This window comes from Streptomyces sp. NPDC004610, assembly GCF_040609715.1.
Classification (GTDB): domain Bacteria; phylum Actinomycetota; class Actinomycetes; order Streptomycetales; family Streptomycetaceae; genus Streptomyces.
Genome location: NZ_JBEXLA010000003.1, coordinates 1 through 15,740 on the forward strand (window position 1 = coordinate 1; position 15,740 = coordinate 15,740).

Below are 15,740 nucleotides of genomic sequence, written 5' to 3' on the forward strand. Positions count from 1 at the left end.
CCACCCCCCAAGCCATCAACTCGACAGGGGGAGAGAGTCATGCCAACTCCGGAGGCCGGGCGCCCCATTGCGGGGCCACCAAGAAGGTAATGGGGGGGCCGGGGAGCGGCTTGAGGGGAGGTCCGGGGGAGGGCCCGGCGAGGCCCCGGGAGAGCCCGGGGAGGTCCGGGGGAGGCCCCGGGGAGGTCGGGGGACCGAGAGAGGCCCCGGAAGGGGCCTCAGGGCGTCCCCGACGGGCCTCAGGGCGCCCGGCACGGCTCCGGGGGCGGCGGCCCAAATCGCCGCCCGAGGCACGCCACAGGCGCTCCCTGGGGCCCCACAGGGCACCAAGGCTTTCCTGGGGCACCGAGGCCGCCCCGGCGGCACCGAAGCCGTCCCGCGGCACCGAAGCCGCCCCAGGGCACTCGAAGCCGTGCGTCGCGGGGCCAGTGCGCCCGGAAGCCGCCCGTAGGCACCGGGTGCACTGCGTGCACCGGGTGGCACCGGGATGGCCCACCAGGGCCTGCTGGGCGCCCGGCAGGGTACCCGGACCGCCTGTCAGGGCTCCGACCGCCTGCCAGGTTCGAGGCCACCCGCCGGGGTCCAGGCCGCCCACCGGGGTATCCAAGCCACCCACCGGGCATCCAGGCCGCCCTCGGCGCCCGAGCGCCCTCTCGGGAGCCCGGCAAGAGCCGGTCGTCCCGGAGCCGGTGTCCCGGGGCGGTGAGTCGCCGCTCACCGCCCCGGGACCAGAACCGCCCGCCCGTCACGGCAAGGCGGCGCTCGGACCGGGAACCGGCCCGGTTCACCGGGGCAGTGACGGCCCGTCACGGATGCCGTCACCGCCCCGCCAGGGGGCCGCCTCAGACCCCCGCCGTCACTTCACGCGCCCGTACCAGACACTCTTGGTCCAGATCTTCTGGAGCCGCACCACGTCGCCGGACTTCGGCGAGTGCCAGATCTTGCCCTTACCGGCGTAGATCCCGACGTGGTAGATGTTCGAGCCGGAATGGAAGAACACCAGGTCACCCGTCTTGCGGCTGCCTGCCGAGATGTGCTTCGTCTTGTTGTACTGCTGGGCGGCCGTACGCGGCAGCTTCTTGCCGGCCTTCTTGAAGGCGTACAGCGTCAGCCCGGAGCAGTCGAAGCGGCTGGGTCCGGTGGCTCCCCACTTGTAAGGCGCTCCCTTCTTGGAAGCGGCCACCTGAAGTGCCTTGGTCGCGTGCGTGGCAGCCGATGCCTCCGAGGCGAACCCCGGGACCACCACGCTGCCGCCCACCGCGGCGAGCGTCAGCGCCGATGCCGTACCGGCGCGGGCCATGAGCGACGGGACACGATTGAGCGCGGTCATGCGCAACCCTTCGTCAGCCGCCTATGAAGGATGACCTGTCGGATTCGGGCTGGCGAAGTAGCCCGGCCGCCCGAAGGCGGCTTCACCCCAAGGACCGCTCGAAGCCGAACTGCGCTCCGGCGACCCGTCGTACCTGGGTCCTCCACTCCTGCCGATGCACTCCTGTCGACCGGGCATCCGGGCGGCGGCAGGATTCGGCGTCCGCCCGGACCGCCCCGCCGCGGTGGCGGGGTCTTGTCGTCAGTCAGGGATCTTCACCTACGCGTGTCCGAAAATCCCAACGGAACCGAGGATTTGTGGTGTTACTCACCACTCACCCGTTCGGGTGGACATCCGGGTGTGCGAACGCGTGTCACGATGCGCGCACGCCCCGGACCAGCACCGGAGCCCTCCCAAACCCCAATCCGGGGGCGCGTTCGGCGAGCGAGCCGGGTCGTCAAAATGACCATCCGATACGCCGAACGGACGTAATCCATTTGGTCCGTTTGACACCGGAGTCCGGCATTCCGAGTAGTTCGGCGCGGGGCGGCCGGGGTGCCGTCCCCGGTCGTCCGCGCCTCAGCCGTCGGAGCGCGGAGGAAGCGAGACCCGCGCGGTGCGGCGCTCGCCGTCCAGCACGCGCAGCGCCCGCGCGAGGGTCGCCGACGACAGTTCCGACTCGCCCCGGTGGTGCATCAGCGCGAGTGCGTCCCGCAGCAGGGCCGCCTTCGCGACCAGTGCCTGCGCGGCCCGCAGCGCGGCGTAGGTGTCCTCGTGCCGCGCCGGGTTGATCCGGCCCAGCAGATCGGCCGCCTCCAGATAACGGTCGATCAGTTCGCCCTCCGCGCGGGTCAGCGCCGGCAGCGGCGGGTACTCGGGCTGCAGCGTCATCCCCGGCTCACCCTTCCCCCGTCGCCTTGCGGCTCCCGATGATCCGGTCCACCAGCCCGTACTCCAGCGCCTGCGGCGCGGTGAGCACCAGATCCCGCTCGATGTCCGCGCTCACCTGCTCCGGCGACCGCCCGGTGTGCCGTACGAGCATCTCCTCCAGGCGGGTGCGCACCCGCGCCAACTCGGCGGCCTGGAGGGCGAGATCGCTGGTCCGCCCCTCGATCGGCTCCGGCAGCGACGGCTGGTGGACCATGATCCGGGCGCCGGGGAGCGCCAGCCGCCTGCCGGGCGTCCCGGCCGCCAGCAGCACCGCCGCCATGGCACCGGCCTGCCCCAGACACACCGTCTCCACCTCGCAGCGCACGAACCGGATCGTGTCGTACACCGCCGACATCGCGCCGAACGAGCCGCCGGGGGAGTTGATGTAGAGCGAGATGGCGCGGTCCGGGTCCTGGTACTCCAGATGCATGAACTGGGCCATCACATCGTTGGCCGCGATGTCGTCCACGGGTGTGCCCAGGAAGACGATCCGCTCCTCCAGCAGCTTCGCGTAGGGATCCAGCGTCCGGTGCCCGTAGCTGGTGCGCTCGGTGAACTCGGGCAGGACATGACGGGCGGACGGGCGGTCCATGACGAACGCCTCCTCGGCAGGGGTGCTCGACGGCGCTCCATACGGGCGCCGCTTCTGTCAAAAATGTACAGGACGTACGTTCCGTTGGCGATGGCCGCTCCACCGCCCCGTCATCCGGGAGCCCCGCTCCGTAAGCTGGAGGCATGGCCTACGAGATTCCGGTGACCCAAGCACGGGCCGAACTGGCGGAACTGATCAACCGGGTGGTCTACGGCGGTGAGCGCGTCGTGGTGACCCGGCACGGCAAGCCCTTGGTCGCCCTGGTCTCCGCCGCCGACCTGGAGCGGCTCGAAGCGCTGGGCGAGCCCGCGGAGGAGCCGGTGATCGGCTCCGTCGCGGCGGTGCGCGAGGTCGCCCCCGCGGCGGCGCCCGAGCACCGGCGGTTCGGAATCGTGGCGGAGCACCGGGGGCCGAACCCGTCCTAGGGTCCGCCGCCGTGGGTGCCGGGGCGCGGCGCGGGCACGCGAAGGGTGCGGCTCTCGAATAGGGCACGGCTCCCGACAGGGCAGGGCTCCCGACAGGGCGCGGATCCTGATAGGGCACGGCTCCCGATGAGGAACCGTGCCCTTCGTCAGACGCCCGGTCCGGCGACCGTGCCGGCTGTGGTGACTGTGGCCGACGGTCCGGCGACCGTGCCCGATGCGGCGACTGCGCCGGGTGCGGCGACCGCGCCCGACGGTCCGGCGACCGCGCCCGACCTCCCGACCGCGCCCCCGCCCCTCACCCCGCCGACACCGCCTCCCCTCACCCCGCCGCCCCCACCCCTCACCCCGCCGGCACCGCCTCCCGCTCAGCCGGCCGCCCCTCCTCCGCCCCCCGCCCCTTCAGCGCCGCGCCGAGCAGGACCGCGCCCAGGCCCAGCACCGCCCACCAGGTCAGGGTGAGGGCCGGGCCGACCGCGCCCGCGCCGTCGAAGTACGCCACCGAGCGCAGCAGCGAGGTCCCGGCGCCCGGCGGCAGCCACTGGCCGATGGTCCCGGCGGGCTCCGGCAGCAGCTCCGGGGCCGATCCGGCGCCGGAGAACGGGTTGCCGAGCAGCATCATCACCGCCGCGGCCACCCCCACCCCGGCCCGCCCGATCAGCGCGGACAGCCCGGCGACGGCGGCGCTCACCGCCAGCACCGACAGCCCCAGTACCCCGGCCTCCGCCCACCAGTTCCCGGTGAGCACCTCCAGCCAGCTGTGCGCCACCGCCGCCGCGACCAGGCCGACCAGCGCCGCCGACCCGAGCAGCGCGGCCACCGCCCGCCCGCCGCGCAGCCCGAGCAGACTGATCACCGCCCCGGCCGCCATCCCCGCCAGGGCCAGCGGCAGCACGCTGGAGGTGAGTGCCGCCCCGCGCGCGTCGTTGGGGGGCGTCGGGACCACGTCGACCGTCGGGACCGGGGTGCCGTCGGCCGCCGTCAGCCCTGCCGCCGTCTGCTGGAGCAACTGGGCGACGGCCGGGCCGCCCGCCGACGCGGTCAGCAGTTCGGGCCCGTCGTCCGTGATCACGAGGGCCCCGTAGACCGTGCGGTTCTCGACCGCCTGACGGGCGGCGGCCTCGTCGTCGTAGCGGTGGATCTCGAAGGCGCCCCGCTGCGCGGACAGCCGCTGCTCGATCGGGGCGGTCGCGGTGGCCGGTCCGGCCACGCCCACGGGCAGCTCGCGGGGCGCGATACGGGCGGCGGGCCAGGCGAAGGCCCACAGCGCGAGCGCGGCGATCACGGGGACGAGCACGACGACCGCGAGCAGTCGGAGGTGCTGTGGGTGGGAGGGCGAGGTGCGGGTGGAGGGGGAGGTGGTCATGCGGAGTACCCCTTGGACGGGAGCCGGGGAGGCGGCGCGGTTCCCGGGCGGGTGGCGCCGGGAAGCGGGCCGCTCCAAAAAGAAGGATCGTTCGTTTTACTGTCTCCACCGTGCGCATCGCGGGGCGGGCTTGTCAAGAAGGAACGTTCGTTTTACGTTGGACGGCATGGCACGCGTATCCCAGGAGCACCTCGACGCCCGCCGTCGGCAGATTCTCGACGCCGCCCGGCGCTGCTTCGCCCGCAACGGCTTCCACGCCACCTCCATGCAGGACATGCTGAGCGAGGCCGGACTGTCGGCCGGGGCCGTGTACCGCTACTTCAAGGGCAAGGACGAACTGATCGCGGCGATCGTCGGAGAGGTCCTGGAGTACGCCCTCGCCACCTACGAGGACGCCGCCCAGGAGGATCCGCCGCCCACGCCGGACGTGCTGATCCCGCGGATCGTGACCCGTATGCAGCGGCTGCGGCCGGAGACCGAGAACGGCCAGTGGCTCTTTCCCCGGCTGATGCTCCAGGTCTGGACCGAGACCCTGCGGGACCGGGAACTCGCGGCGATCATCGAACCCGCCGTCGCCCGGATCCGCGCCGCCTGGAACACCATCGGCGCCAACTACAAGGCCGCCGGGCTGATGGACGAGGCCGCCGACACCGATGCCATGGCCCGCACCCTGCTCGCCCTCGTCCAGGGCTACGCCTCCCAGCACGCCATGTTCGGCGGAGTGCCCGAGGCGACCCTCAGGGACGGACTGCGGGCCCTGATGAGCATCCGGCCCGCGGAACCGCCCCCCGCCGGCACGGACCGACCCGCCCCGCGGACGACACACCCCGGTAGCCGGATCGTATGACGGTTAACGCGCCCGAAACGCACCGCAATTAGCCTCCCCTCACGCCACCTGGTGTTTCCGCGGTGGACACGGCCCCCGGACCCCGTACGGCCCGGAGCGAGGATGTGAGGTGGGACGTGCAACTGACCCCGCACGAGCAGGAGAGGCTGCTGATCCATGTCGCGGCCGATGTGGCCGAGAAGCGCCGGGCCCGGGGACTGCGGCTCAACCACCCGGAGGCCGTCGCCCTGCTCACCTCGCATCTGCTCGAAGGCGCCCGGGACGGCCGGACCGTCGCCGAACTCATGGCGTCCGGGCGTGCGGTGCTCGGCCGTGACGACGTGATGGAGGGGGTCCCGGAGATGATCCACGAGGTGCAGGTCGAGGCCACCTTCCCGGACGGCACCAAGCTCGTCACCGTCCACGATCCGATCGTCTGAGGGGCCGCGATGATCCCCGGAGAGATCCTCTTCGCCGAGGACCCGGTCGTCTGCAACGAGGGCCGCCCGACCACCCGGCTGACCGTGCTGAACGCCGCCGACCGGCCCGTCCAGGTCGGCTCCCACTACCACTTCGCCGAGGCCAACCCGGGCCTGGAGTTCGACCGCGCCGCCGCCCGCGGCACCCGTCTCGACGTCCCCGCCGGGACCGCCGTACGGTTCGAACCCGGTATTCCGGTCGAGGTCACGCTCGTACCGCTGGCCGGGGCCCGGATCGTGCCCGGACTGCGCGGGGAGACCGCGGGGCCGCTGGACGGCGGGGCCGGTGCGGCCCTGGGGGTGCTCGATGACTGAGATCTCCCGCGCCCGGTACGCCGATCTGTTCGGGCCGACCACCGGGGACCGGATCCGGCTCGCCGACACCGATCTGCTGATCGAGATCGAGGAGGACCGCTGCGGCGGGCCCGGACGCTCCGGCGACGAGGCCGTGTTCGGCGGCGGCAAGGTCATCCGGGAGTCCATGGGCCAGTCCCGCGCCACCCGCGCCGACGGCACCCCGGACACCGTGATCACCGGCGCCGTGATCGTCGACCACTGGGGCGTCGTCAAGGCCGACATCGGTGTCCGCGACGGCCGGATCACCGGCATCGGCAAGGCCGGCAACCCCGACACCATGGACGGTGTCCACCCGGACCTGGTGATCGGGCCCGAGACCGAGATCATCGCGGGCAACGGGCGCATCCTCACCGCCGGGGGCATCGACGCCCACGTCCACTTCATCTGCCCGCAGATCGCCGACGAGGCCCTGTCCGCCGGGATCACCACCCTGGTCGGCGGCGGCACCGGCCCGGCCGAGGGCTCCAAGGCGACGACCGTCACCCCCGGCCCCTGGCACCTCGCCCGGATGCTGGCGGCGATGGAGGCGTACCCGCTCAACATCGGGCTGCTCGGCAAGGGCAACACCGTCTCGCACGAGGCGATGCTGTCCCAGATCAGGGGCGGCGCGCTGGGGCTGAAACTGCACGAGGACTGGGGCTCCACCCCGGCCGTCATCGACGCCTCGCTGACCGTCGCCGACCGCACCGGCATCCAGGTCGCCATCCACACGGACACCCTCAATGAGGCCGGTTTCGTCCAGGACACCCTCGCCGCCATCGCCGGACGCGGTATCCACGCCTACCACACCGAGGGCGCGGGCGGTGGGCACGCGCCGGACATCATGACCGTGGTGAGCGAGCCGCATGTGCTGCCCAGCTCCACCAATCCGACCCGGCCGTTCACTGTCAACACCGCCGAGGAACACCTCGACATGCTGATGGTCTGCCACCATCTCAACCCGGCCGTCCCCGAGGACCTCGCCTTCGCCGAGTCCCGGATCCGCCCGTCCACCATCGGCGCCGAGGACATCCTCCACGACCTCGGTGCCATCTCGATCATCTCCTCCGACGCCCAGGCCATGGGCCGGGTCGGGGAGGTGATCCTGCGGACCTGGCAGACCGCGCATGTGATGAAGCGGCGGCGCGGCTCCCTGCCCGGCGACGGCCGCGCCGACAACCGCCGAGTGCGTCGCTATGTCGCCAAATACACCATCAACCCGGCCCTCGCGCAGGGCCTCGCCCAGGAGGTCGGCTCCGTCGAGCCCGGCAAGCTCGCCGACCTGGTCCTCTGGGACCCGGCGTTCTTCGGCGTCAAGCCGCAGCTCGTCATCAAGGGCGGCCAGATCGCCTACGCGCAGATGGGCGACGCCAACGCCTCCATCCCGACCCCGCAGCCGATCCTGCCCCGGCCGATGTACGGGGCGATCGGCCGGGCGCCCGCCGCGAACTCGGTCAACTTCGTCGCGCCGCTGGCCGTCGAGGACGGGCTGCCCGAGCGGCTGGACCTCGGCAAGCGGTTCGCCGTCATCTCCTCCACCCGCGCGGTCACCAAGGCGGACATGCGGGAGAACGACGCCCGGCCCGACGTACGCGTCGACCCGGACAGCTTCGCCGTGCACATCGACGGGGAGCTGGTGGAGGCCGAGCCCGCCACCGAACTGCCCATGGCCCAGCGGTACTTCCTCTTCTAGGGGGCGTGATGTCCCGAGCGACCTTGCTGCTGCTGGCCGACGGCCGGTTCCCCGCCGGAGGGCACGCGCACTCCGGCGGGGCCGAGGCGGCCGTCCGCGCCGGGCGGGTGCGCGACGCGGCGAGCCTGGAGGACTTCTGCCGGGGGCGGCTGCACACCGCCGGGCTGGTGTCCGCCGCCCTCGCCGCGTCCGCCGCGCTCGGGACGGACCCGGTGGCGCTGGACGCCGCGGCCGACGCGCGGACACCGTCTCCCGCCCTGCGCACGGCCTCCCGCCGCCTCGGACGCCAGCTGCTGCGCGCCGCCCGCGCCACCTGGCCCCAGGGCGCCGAGGCGTACGGGGCGCTGGCCCGGGAGTTCCCCAAGGGGGCGCACCAGTCCGTGGTGCTGGGGGTGGTGGCGCGGGCCGCCGGGCTGGGCGCGCCGGACGCGGCGCACTGCGCGGCGTACGAATCGGTGAGCGGGGTCGCCTCCGCGGTCGTGCGGCTGCTGGGGCTGGATCCGTTCGAGGCGAGCGGGGTGCTGGCGCGGGTGGCGGGGGAGGTCGACCGGGTCGCCGACCGGGCGGTGGAGAGCGCGGCGGAGGGGGTGGTCGACGCGTTGCCCGCGATGTCGTCGCCGTTGCTGGAGATCGGGGCGGAGGTGCATGCGGGGGTGGTGGGGCGGTTGTTCGCGTCCTGATGGTCAGGGGTATCAGGTCGCCCCCGCCGCCCTTACCCGTCCCCTCCCCGGGGCCTCGCCCCCGGACCCCCATATCGGCCCTGAAGGGGCCTCGTCCTCAAACGCCGGACGGGCTGAGAGTCCCCGGAGACAGACAGGTGACGCCATGCATCTCGACCATGCCCACAGCCACACCCCCGCCCTGAGCGCCGACGCCCACCGGGCCGACGGGCGTCGGCGGGCCCTGCGGATCGGGCTCGGGGGGCCCGTCGGGTCCGGGAAGACGGCGACCGTCGCCGCGCTCTGCCGGGAACTGCGGGACGAACTGTCGCTCGCCGTCGTGACCAACGACATCTATACGCGCGAGGACGCCGAGTTCCTGCTCCGGGAGGCCGTGCTGCCGCCCGAGCGGATCACCGCCGTGGAGACCGGGGCCTGTCCGCACACCGCGATCCGCGACGACATCTCCGCCAACCTGGAGGCCGTCGAGGATCTGGAGGACGAGGTGGGGCCGCTGGATCTGATCCTGGTCGAGTCCGGCGGCGACAATCTGACCGCCACCTTCTCCCGGGGGCTGGTCGACGCGCAGATCTTCGTCATCGACGTGGCCGGTGGGGACGACATCCCGCGCAAGGGCGGCCCCGGTGTCACCACCGCCGATCTGCTGGTCGTCAACAAGACCGACCTCGCTCCCCACGTCGGCTCCGATCTCGCCCGGATGGCCGCCGACGCCAAGGCGCAGCGCGCCGAACTGCCGGTGGTCTTCCAGTCGCTGCGCGCTGCGGCCGGGGTCGCGGACGTGGCCGCCTGGGTCCGGGAGCGGGTCGCCGTATGGCGGGCGTGACCGCCACCGCCCGGATCGTCGCCCGGTGTGACGCACGCGGCGCGACCGTGCTGCCGGTGCTGGCCGGGGACGGGCCCCTCGCCCTGCGCCGCACCCGGGGGAGCGGGGACGGAAGTGCTCAGGTCACCCTGGTCGGGGCGATGAGCGGGCCGCTCGGCGGCGACCGGTTCGCGGTGCGCGCCGAGGTCGGTGCGGGCGCCCGGCTGCGGGTCGGCTCGGCCGCCGCCACCCTCGCCCTGCCGGGCCAGGGCAAGGAGGAGGCCCGCTACGAGGTCCGGCTCGATGTCGCCGACGGGGCCGAACTGCACTGGCTGCCCGAGCAGTTGATCAGCGCGGGCGGCAGCGAGCTGTATGTCACCACGGTCGCCGAGGTGGGCCCGGCCGGACGCCTGGTGCTGCGCGAGGAACAGGTACTGGGCCGGGCCGGGGAGCAACCCGGCCGCCTCGGCAGCCGTCTCACGGTCCGGATCGGCGGCCGGTGCGTCCTCGACCAGGAGCTGCACTGCGGTCCCGGCGCCCCGCCCGGCTGGGACGGCCCCGCCGGGCTCGGCGGCCACCGGGCCGTGGGGCAACTGGTCGTCGTCCGGCCGGAGTTCGCGCGGTCCCCCGTACCGGCGCGGGTGCTGGGGGAGTGGGCGGCGGTGCTGCCGCTGGCCGGGCCCGGTGTGCTGGTCGGCGCGGTGGCGCCGGACGCGCTGCGGCTGCGGGCGGTGCTGGACGAGGCGCTCGCCGAGCTGGGCTGAAACGGCCCGCCGGTTCGGTGGGCGGACGGTACGGTCCGGTTATCGGATTGGCAAAGAACCGTGTCCGTGTCTGTTCTCAGCGGGCTCACAGCCGGAAGGATCCCCGTACGTTTCGTATCGAGGTACGGGGAGGGTCTTCTGTGCGGGAGAAGAGAGCGAACAGCCGGACCGTGGCGTTCGGTTCGGCCGGGGCGCTGGTCGTCGTCACCCTGCTGGCCGGGGTCGTCACCGCGCCGACGGCCGGCGCCAGGGCGCAGGACACCAGGGGGCACGGCACGGACCGTGAGGCCGTCGGCACCGCCGTCGCCGCCGCCCGCGCCGCGAGGACCGGCATCGACTGGAAGGACTGCCCCGCCGACTGGGGCCTGGAGAAGCCCATCCAGTGCGGCTGGGTCTCGGTGCCGCTCGACTACACCAGGCCCCACGGCAAGCAGCTCAAGATAGCCGTCGACCGGATCGGCAGCACCGGCACCGAGGACGAGCGGCAGGGCGCCCTCGTCTACAACCCCGGCGGCCCCGGCGGCTCCGGACTGCGCTTCCCGCGCCGGGTCACCACCGCCAACCCGATCTGGGCGAAGACCGCCAAGGCGTACGACTTCGTGGGCTTCGACCCGCGCGGCGTCGGCAAGTCCGCGCCGATCTCCTGTGTCGACCCGCAGGAGTTCGTGAAGGCGCCGAAGCCGGACCCCGTGCCCGGCTCCGAGGCCGACAAGCGCGCCCAGCGCAAGCTGGCCCGGGAGTACGCCGAGGGCTGCTACGAGCGCAGCGCCGCCATGCTGCCCCACATGACCACCCCGAACACCGCCCGCGACCTCGATGTCATCCGGGCCGCGCTCGGCGAGAAGAAGCTGAACTTCCTCGGCGTCTCCTACGGCACCTATCTCGCCGCCGTCTACGGCACCCTCTTCCCCGGCCATGTCCGGCGCATGGTCGCCGACAGCGTCGTCAACCCCTCCCGCTCCAAGATCTGGTACCAGGCCAACCTGGACCAGGACGTGGCCTTCGAGACCCGCTGGAACGACTGGCAGGACTGGGTCGCCCGCAACGACGCCACCTTCCACCTCGGCGACACCCGCGCCGAGGTCCAGGCCCGGTGGCTCGCCCTGCGCGCCACCGCCGCGAAGAACCCCATCGGCGGGGTCGTCGGCCCGGCCGAGCTGATCTCCTTCTTCCAGGGCGCCCCCTACTACGACTCCTCCTGGGTGCCGGTCGCCACCGTCTTCTCCCGGTACGTCGCCGGTGACACCCAGGCCCTGGTGGACGCCGCCGCGCCCGACCTCTCCGACACCGCCGGGAACGCCGCCGCCGAGAACGGCAACGCCGTCTACACCGCCGTCGAGTGCGCCGACGCCCAGTGGCCCACCGACTGGAAGACCTGGGACCGCGACAACACCCGGCTGCACCGCGACCACCCGTTCCTCACCTGGGCCAACGCCTGGATGAACCTGCCCTGCGCCACCTGGCCGGTCCAGCAGAACACCCCGGTCGACGTCCGCACCGGCAAGGGCCTCCCGCCGGTCCTCATCGTGCAGGCCGAGCGCGACGCGGCCACCCCCTACGAGGGCGCGCTGGAGCTCCACAAGCGGTTCAAGGGGTCGCGTCTGATCACCGAGAAGAACGCCGGGTCGCACGGGGTCACCGGGCTGGTGAACCCCTGCGTCAACGACCGCGTCGACACCTATCTGCTGACCGGGAAGCTGGACAGCAGGGACGTCACCTGCGCACCGCACGCGGTCCCCAAGCCGTAGCCCTCAGGCCCTCGGCCGTAGCCGTCAGGCCCCCGGGTCGCCGGCCTCCCGCTCCCCGGGGGGTCCGGCGGCGTGGATCGTGCCCGTCGCCGCGTGAGGCGGCGGGCACCTCGCGGCCGTCCCGGGCGGGCGCGGCTCCCTGAACCGGGCGGAGGCCCGGGAGCGGCTCAGCGCAGTGGCAGGCGCGGGAAGCGGCGCTGCCGTTCGGCCGCCGCCGCCTCGGCCTCCTCCGCCTTGACGACGGCCGCGTACCGGTCGACGTACTCCTGCTCCGACAGGGTGAGGATGGCGTACATGATCTCGTCGGTGATCGCGCGCAGGATCGCCTTCTCGTTCTCCATCCCGGCGTAGCGGGAGAAGTCCAGCGGGGCACCGAAGCGGATGGTCACCGGGTGCGGGGTGGGGATGACCTTGCCGGGCGGCTGGGCCTCGAAGGTGCCGATCATCGCGCAGGGCACCACCGGGACCCCGGCCCGCAGCGCCATCACCGCCACCCCGACCTTGCCCTTGTAGAGGCGGCCGTCGTGCGAGCGGGTGCCCTCGGGATAGATACCGAGCAGCTCGTCCTTGGCGAGCACCCCGAGGCCCTCGCGGATCGCGGCCTGCCCGGCGTCCTTGCCCGAGCGGTCCACCGGGATCTGGCCCGCGCTGCGGAAGAAGAACGCGATGAGCCGCCCCCGGATGCCGGGACCGGTGAAGTACTCGGCCTTCGCCAGGAAGGTGATCCGGCGCTTGAGGACCGCCGGCATCAGAAAGTGGTCGGAGAACGAGAGATGGTTCCCGGCGACGATCGCCGCGCCCGTCGCCGGGACATGCCCGAGCCCCTCGATGCGGGGCCGGAAGACCAACCGCAGCAACGGGCCCAGCAGAACGTACTTGAGCAGGTAGTAGAACACCGCGGCTCCGGCTCCTCTGTTCGCCCGGGGAGCGATCAGTGTAGGCGGGGGCACGGGCGGCGGGAACACAGCTCGCGGTGATCGGCGGCGGATGGGGGAGGGATGGGTACGAATGGGCAAGGGAGGGGGCGCGGAACCCGGCTGCGCCCTTCCCTCACCCCGCCGTCAGTACCCTCCCCAGCGTCGCCAGGGCCCCGCGCAGTTCGTCGTCCGTGATCGTCAGGGGCGGGGCCAGCCGGATGGTCGAGCCGTGGGTGTCCTTGACGAGGATGCCCTCGGCCATCAGGCGTTCGCTGATCTCCCGGCCCGTGCCGATCACCGGGTCGATGTCGACGCCCGCCCACAGGCCGCGGGAGCGGAAGCCGACCACGCCCCGGCCGACCAGGTCGGTCAGCCCGTCCCGCAGGACCGTGCCCGCCCCGGCCGCCCGGCGCTGGAACGCGCCGGTCTCCAGCAGGCCGACCACCGCCGTGCCGACCGCCGCGGCCAGCGGATTGCCGCCGAACGTCGAACCGTGCTCGCCCGGCTTCAGCACCCCGAGCACCTCCCGGGACCCGGCCACCGCCGACACCGGCACGATCCCGCCGCCCAGCGCCTTGCCCAGCAGCACCAGATCCGGGACGACCCCCTCGTGGTCGACGGCCAGGGTGCGGCCGGTGCGGCCCAGACCCGACTGGATCTCGTCGGCGATGAACAGACAGCCCGCCCGGCGGGTCAGCTCACGCACCCCGGTCAGATAGCCGTCGTCGGGGATGACCACCCCCGCCTCGCCCTGGATCGGCTCGATCAGGACCGCGGCCGTCGTCCCGTCGACCGCCGCCTCCAGCGCGGGCAGGTCGTTGTAGGGGACGATCCGGAAGCCCGGGGCGAACGGGCCGAAACCGGCGCGGGCGGTCTCGTCCGTGGAGAAGCCGACGATGGTCGTCGTCCGGCCGTGGAAGTTGTCGGACGCCACCACGATCGTCGCCCGGTCGGCGGGGACGCCCTTGATGTCGTAGGCCCATTTGCGGGCCACCTTGATGGCGCTCTCCACCGCCTCCGCGCCGGTGTTCATCGGCAGCATCATGTCCTGGCCGACCAGGGCGGTCAGGCGCTCGGCGAACTCGGCGAGGCGGTCGTTGTGGAAGGCGCGGGAGGTGAGGGTGAGGCGGTCCAGCTGGCGGTGCGCGGCCTCGATCAGCGCCGGGTGGCGGTGGCCGAAGTTCAGCGCCGAGTAACCGGCCAGCATGTCCAGCAGGCGGCGGCCCTCGACATCCTCGACCCAGGCGCCCTCGGCGGCGGCGACCACCACCGGCAGCGGGTGGTAGTTGTGGGCGAGGACCGGCTCCTCGGCCCGGATCAGCTCGGCGGAGGTGCGGGACATGGGGGAGGTGCGGTCGGTACCGGCGGTCGCGGTCATCAGCGGATCTCCTGGGTGCAGCACTTGATGCCGCCGCCGGCCTTGTGGAACTCGGAGAGGTCGACGGGGACGGGGACATAGCCGTGGGCGTCCAGCCGGGCGGCGAGCGCCTCGGCCCGCGGGGCGATGAAGACATGGCGGCCGTCGGACACCGAGTTCAGCCCGAACGCCATCGCGTCGTCACGGGTCGCGGTCACCGCGTCCGGGTACAGCCGGGCCAGCACCTCACGGCTGCCCGCCGAGAAGGCGTCCGGGTAGTAGGCGATGTTGTCGTCGTCCAGGACGAACAGGGCGGTGTCGAGATGGTAGAAGTGCGGGTCCACCAGGGTCAGGCTGATCACCGGGTGGCCGAAGAACTCCTGCGCCTCGCGGTGCGCCTCCCGGCTGGTGCGGAAACCGGTCCCGGCCAGCACATACCGGCCGGTCCAGACGAGATCGCCCTCGCCCTCGCAGACCGACTCGGGGCGGTGGACGGCATAGCCCGCCGACTTGAACCAGGTGTCGTAGTGGGTCGACTCGGGGCGGCGCTCGGGCGCGTGGAAGAGCGCGCCGAAGACCCGGCCGTCCACGACGACCGCCGAGTTCGCGGCGAAGACCATGTCCGGCAGACCGGGCACGGGGGGTACGGAGTCGACGGTGTGGCCATGGGCCCGGTAGGCGCCGAGCAGCGACTGCCACTGCTCCCGCGCCAGATCGATGTCGACGGCGACATCGGGGTTCATCCAGGGGTTGATCGCGTACTGCACGGCGAAGTGGCTGGGTTCGCAGACCAGGTAGCGCCGTCGGCGCGGCACACGGGTGTCGGTCACAGAGGGGTGCCTCCGCTTCCTCGCGGGTGATGAAGGGGTGAGTCCACGGTAGAAAGCGCCGTATGCGGACGACAAGCGACGAAAGCTGCGTGTCGGCGCAGGAACGCTGCGTGTTGATCAGCCTCTGCGCAGCAGTGTTGCGTGAGCGGTCACGCCCGGTCCCCGGCGGCGGAGGGTGCCGCCGGGGCCGCCTGGGTCGCGCCCGCCTCCGGGGATTCCGGGATCAGATGCGACAGCACCATCACACTGATCGTCTTCCGGATGAACGGCTCGGTGCGGATCCGCTCCAGCACCTCCTCGAAATGCCCCACGTCCCGCGCCCGCACATGCAGCAGCGCGTCCGCCCCGCCGGTCACCGTCATCGCCGCGGTGATCTCCGGATAGTCGCGCACCACCTCCGCCAGCCGTCTGGGCGGCGCCGCCCCCTCGCAGTACACCTCGACATACGCCTCCGTGCGCCAGCCCAGCGCCGACGGGGTCACGGTCGCCGTGAACCCCGTGATCACCCCCGTCTCACGCAGCCGGTCCACCCGCCGCTTCACCGCCGTCGACGACAGCCCGATCGCCGTGCCGATCTCGGCGAAGCTGGTCCGGGCATTGGCCATCAACGCGGTGATGATCTTCCGGTCGAGCACGTCGAACGACCCCGAGCCACTGTTCATGCGGGCACTTTAGCCAGCGCAAACGCC

The 15,740-nt window shown here is 72.9% G+C and carries 17 protein-coding genes and 1 riboswitch; of the genes, 9 read left to right on the forward strand and 8 right to left on the reverse strand.

The features are described from left to right. Positions 1-856 precede the first annotated feature (856 nt). The 3 genes from ABZX40_RS04065 to ABZX40_RS04075 form a co-directional block, all read right to left on the reverse strand. Entirely contained in the window at positions 857-1,330 is a 474-nt protein-coding gene (locus tag ABZX40_RS04065; protein WP_355736862.1) for a C40 family peptidase, read from the reverse strand. A gap of 3 nt (positions 1,331-1,333) precedes the next feature. After that, a riboswitch (cyclic di-AMP (ydaO/yuaA leader) is annotated at positions 1,334-1,540 on the reverse strand. A 348-nt stretch (positions 1,541-1,888) separates the two neighbouring features. Next, positions 1,889-2,200, reverse strand: coding sequence for a hypothetical protein (locus tag ABZX40_RS04070; protein ID WP_355736865.1), 312 nt, complete (start codon positions 2,198-2,200; stop codon positions 1,889-1,891). Positions 2,201-2,207: 7 nt separating this feature from the next. After that, a complete protein-coding gene (locus ABZX40_RS04075) occupies positions 2,208-2,831 on the reverse strand; it encodes an ATP-dependent Clp protease proteolytic subunit (protein WP_355736868.1) in 624 nt (207 codons plus the stop codon). A 143-nt stretch (positions 2,832-2,974) separates the two neighbouring features. On the opposite strand from ABZX40_RS04075, the gene ABZX40_RS04080 reads away from it, so the two are divergent. Then, entirely contained in the window at positions 2,975-3,256 is a 282-nt protein-coding gene (locus tag ABZX40_RS04080; RefSeq protein ID WP_355736870.1) for a type II toxin-antitoxin system Phd/YefM family antitoxin, read from the forward strand. A gap of 340 nt (positions 3,257-3,596) precedes the next feature. Here ABZX40_RS04080 and ABZX40_RS04085 read toward each other — a convergent pair whose 3' ends face one another. Next, complete coding sequence (locus ABZX40_RS04085; RefSeq protein WP_355736873.1) at positions 3,597-4,619, reverse strand: ABC transporter permease; 1,023 nt, start codon at positions 4,617-4,619, stop codon at positions 3,597-3,599. Between the two features lie 166 nt (positions 4,620-4,785). Here ABZX40_RS04085 and ABZX40_RS04090 point away from each other — a divergent pair, with 166 nt between their 5' ends. The 8 genes from ABZX40_RS04090 to ABZX40_RS04125 all read left to right on the forward strand — a co-directional run bounded on the left by ABZX40_RS04090 (position 4,786) and on the right by ABZX40_RS04125 (position 11,947). After that, on the forward strand, positions 4,786-5,466 hold the full coding sequence (locus ABZX40_RS04090; protein WP_355736876.1) for a TetR/AcrR family transcriptional regulator: 681 nt from the start codon (positions 4,786-4,788) through the stop codon (positions 5,464-5,466). 116 nt (positions 5,467-5,582) lie between these two features. After that, complete coding sequence (locus ABZX40_RS04095) at positions 5,583-5,885, forward strand: urease subunit gamma (RefSeq protein WP_355736879.1); 303 nt, start codon at positions 5,583-5,585, stop codon at positions 5,883-5,885. Positions 5,886-5,894: 9 nt separating this feature from the next. After that, positions 5,895-6,239 (forward strand): urease subunit beta, encoded by a 345-nt coding sequence (locus ABZX40_RS04100; protein ID WP_355736881.1) that lies wholly within the window; start codon positions 5,895-5,897, stop codon positions 6,237-6,239. Beyond that, positions 6,232-7,953, forward strand: coding sequence for an urease subunit alpha (locus ABZX40_RS04105; RefSeq protein ID WP_355736884.1), 1,722 nt, complete (start codon positions 6,232-6,234; stop codon positions 7,951-7,953). Before ABZX40_RS04100 ends, ABZX40_RS04105 begins: the two co-directional genes overlap by 8 nt. Positions 7,954-7,961: 8 nt before the next feature. After that, a complete protein-coding gene (locus ABZX40_RS04110; RefSeq protein WP_355736886.1) occupies positions 7,962-8,633 on the forward strand; it encodes an urease accessory UreF family protein in 672 nt (223 codons plus the stop codon). Between the two features lie 145 nt (positions 8,634-8,778). Further along, the gene (gene ureG / locus ABZX40_RS04115) at positions 8,779-9,456 is read left to right on the forward strand and encodes an urease accessory protein UreG (protein WP_355736889.1); all 678 of its coding nucleotides are present in this window, start codon (positions 8,779-8,781) and stop codon (positions 9,454-9,456) included. Further along, a complete protein-coding gene (locus ABZX40_RS04120) occupies positions 9,444-10,199 on the forward strand; it encodes an urease accessory protein UreD (RefSeq protein ID WP_355736891.1) in 756 nt (251 codons plus the stop codon). Before ureG ends, ABZX40_RS04120 begins: the two co-directional genes overlap by 13 nt. A 140-nt stretch (positions 10,200-10,339) precedes the next feature. Continuing rightward, the gene (locus tag ABZX40_RS04125; protein WP_355736894.1) at positions 10,340-11,947 is read left to right on the forward strand and encodes an alpha/beta hydrolase; all 1,608 of its coding nucleotides are present in this window, start codon (positions 10,340-10,342) and stop codon (positions 11,945-11,947) included. A gap of 167 nt (positions 11,948-12,114) precedes the next feature. On the opposite strand, the gene ABZX40_RS04130 is transcribed toward ABZX40_RS04125, so the two are convergent. The 4 genes from ABZX40_RS04130 to ABZX40_RS04145 form a co-directional block, all read right to left on the reverse strand. Then, complete coding sequence (locus ABZX40_RS04130) at positions 12,115-12,843, reverse strand: lysophospholipid acyltransferase family protein (RefSeq protein WP_355736896.1); 729 nt, start codon at positions 12,841-12,843, stop codon at positions 12,115-12,117. 154 nt (positions 12,844-12,997) lie between these two features. Further along, positions 12,998-14,242, reverse strand: a complete 1,245-nt coding sequence (gene rocD / locus ABZX40_RS04135) for an ornithine--oxo-acid transaminase (RefSeq protein WP_355736898.1) — start codon at positions 14,240-14,242, stop codon at positions 12,998-13,000. After that, positions 14,242-15,051: a dimethylargininase gene (ddaH, locus tag ABZX40_RS04140; protein WP_355736901.1), complete on the reverse strand. Its 810-nt coding sequence runs from the start codon at positions 15,049-15,051 to the stop codon at positions 14,242-14,244. Before ddaH ends, rocD begins: the two co-directional genes overlap by 1 nt. A gap of 149 nt (positions 15,052-15,200) precedes the next feature. After that, a complete protein-coding gene (locus ABZX40_RS04145) occupies positions 15,201-15,713 on the reverse strand; it encodes an Lrp/AsnC family transcriptional regulator (protein ID WP_355736904.1) in 513 nt (170 codons plus the stop codon). Positions 15,714-15,740 lie beyond the last annotated feature (27 nt).

Bases quoted from the DNA above. Each gene is read 5' to 3' on its own strand.
- ABZX40_RS04065 (WP_355736862.1), bottom strand. From the start codon at position 1,330: ATGACCGCGCTCAATCGTGTCCCGTCGCTCATGGCCCGCGCCGGTACG.
- ABZX40_RS04070 (WP_355736865.1), bottom strand. From the start codon at position 2,200: ATGACGCTGCAGCCCGAGTACCCGCCGCTGCCGGCGCTGACCCGCGCG.
- ABZX40_RS04075 (WP_355736868.1), bottom strand. From the start codon at position 2,831: ATGGACCGCCCGTCCGCCCGTCATGTCCTGCCCGAGTTCACCGAGCGC.
- ABZX40_RS04080 (WP_355736870.1), top strand. From the start codon at position 2,975: ATGGCCTACGAGATTCCGGTGACCCAAGCACGGGCCGAACTGGCGGAA.
- ABZX40_RS04085 (WP_355736873.1), bottom strand. From the start codon at position 4,619: ATGACCACCTCCCCCTCCACCCGCACCTCGCCCTCCCACCCACAGCAC.
- ABZX40_RS04090 (WP_355736876.1), top strand. From the start codon at position 4,786: ATGGCACGCGTATCCCAGGAGCACCTCGACGCCCGCCGTCGGCAGATT.
- ABZX40_RS04100 (WP_355736881.1), top strand. From the start codon at position 5,895: ATGATCCCCGGAGAGATCCTCTTCGCCGAGGACCCGGTCGTCTGCAAC.
- ABZX40_RS04105 (WP_355736884.1), top strand. From the start codon at position 6,232: ATGACTGAGATCTCCCGCGCCCGGTACGCCGATCTGTTCGGGCCGACC.
- ABZX40_RS04110 (WP_355736886.1), top strand. From the start codon at position 7,962: ATGTCCCGAGCGACCTTGCTGCTGCTGGCCGACGGCCGGTTCCCCGCC.
- ureG (WP_355736889.1), top strand. From the start codon at position 8,779: ATGCATCTCGACCATGCCCACAGCCACACCCCCGCCCTGAGCGCCGAC.
- ABZX40_RS04120 (WP_355736891.1), top strand. From the start codon at position 9,444: ATGGCGGGCGTGACCGCCACCGCCCGGATCGTCGCCCGGTGTGACGCA.
- rocD (WP_355736898.1), bottom strand. From the start codon at position 14,242: ATGACCGCGACCGCCGGTACCGACCGCACCTCCCCCATGTCCCGCACC.
- ABZX40_RS04145 (WP_355736904.1), bottom strand. From the start codon at position 15,713: ATGAACAGTGGCTCGGGGTCGTTCGACGTGCTCGACCGGAAGATCATC.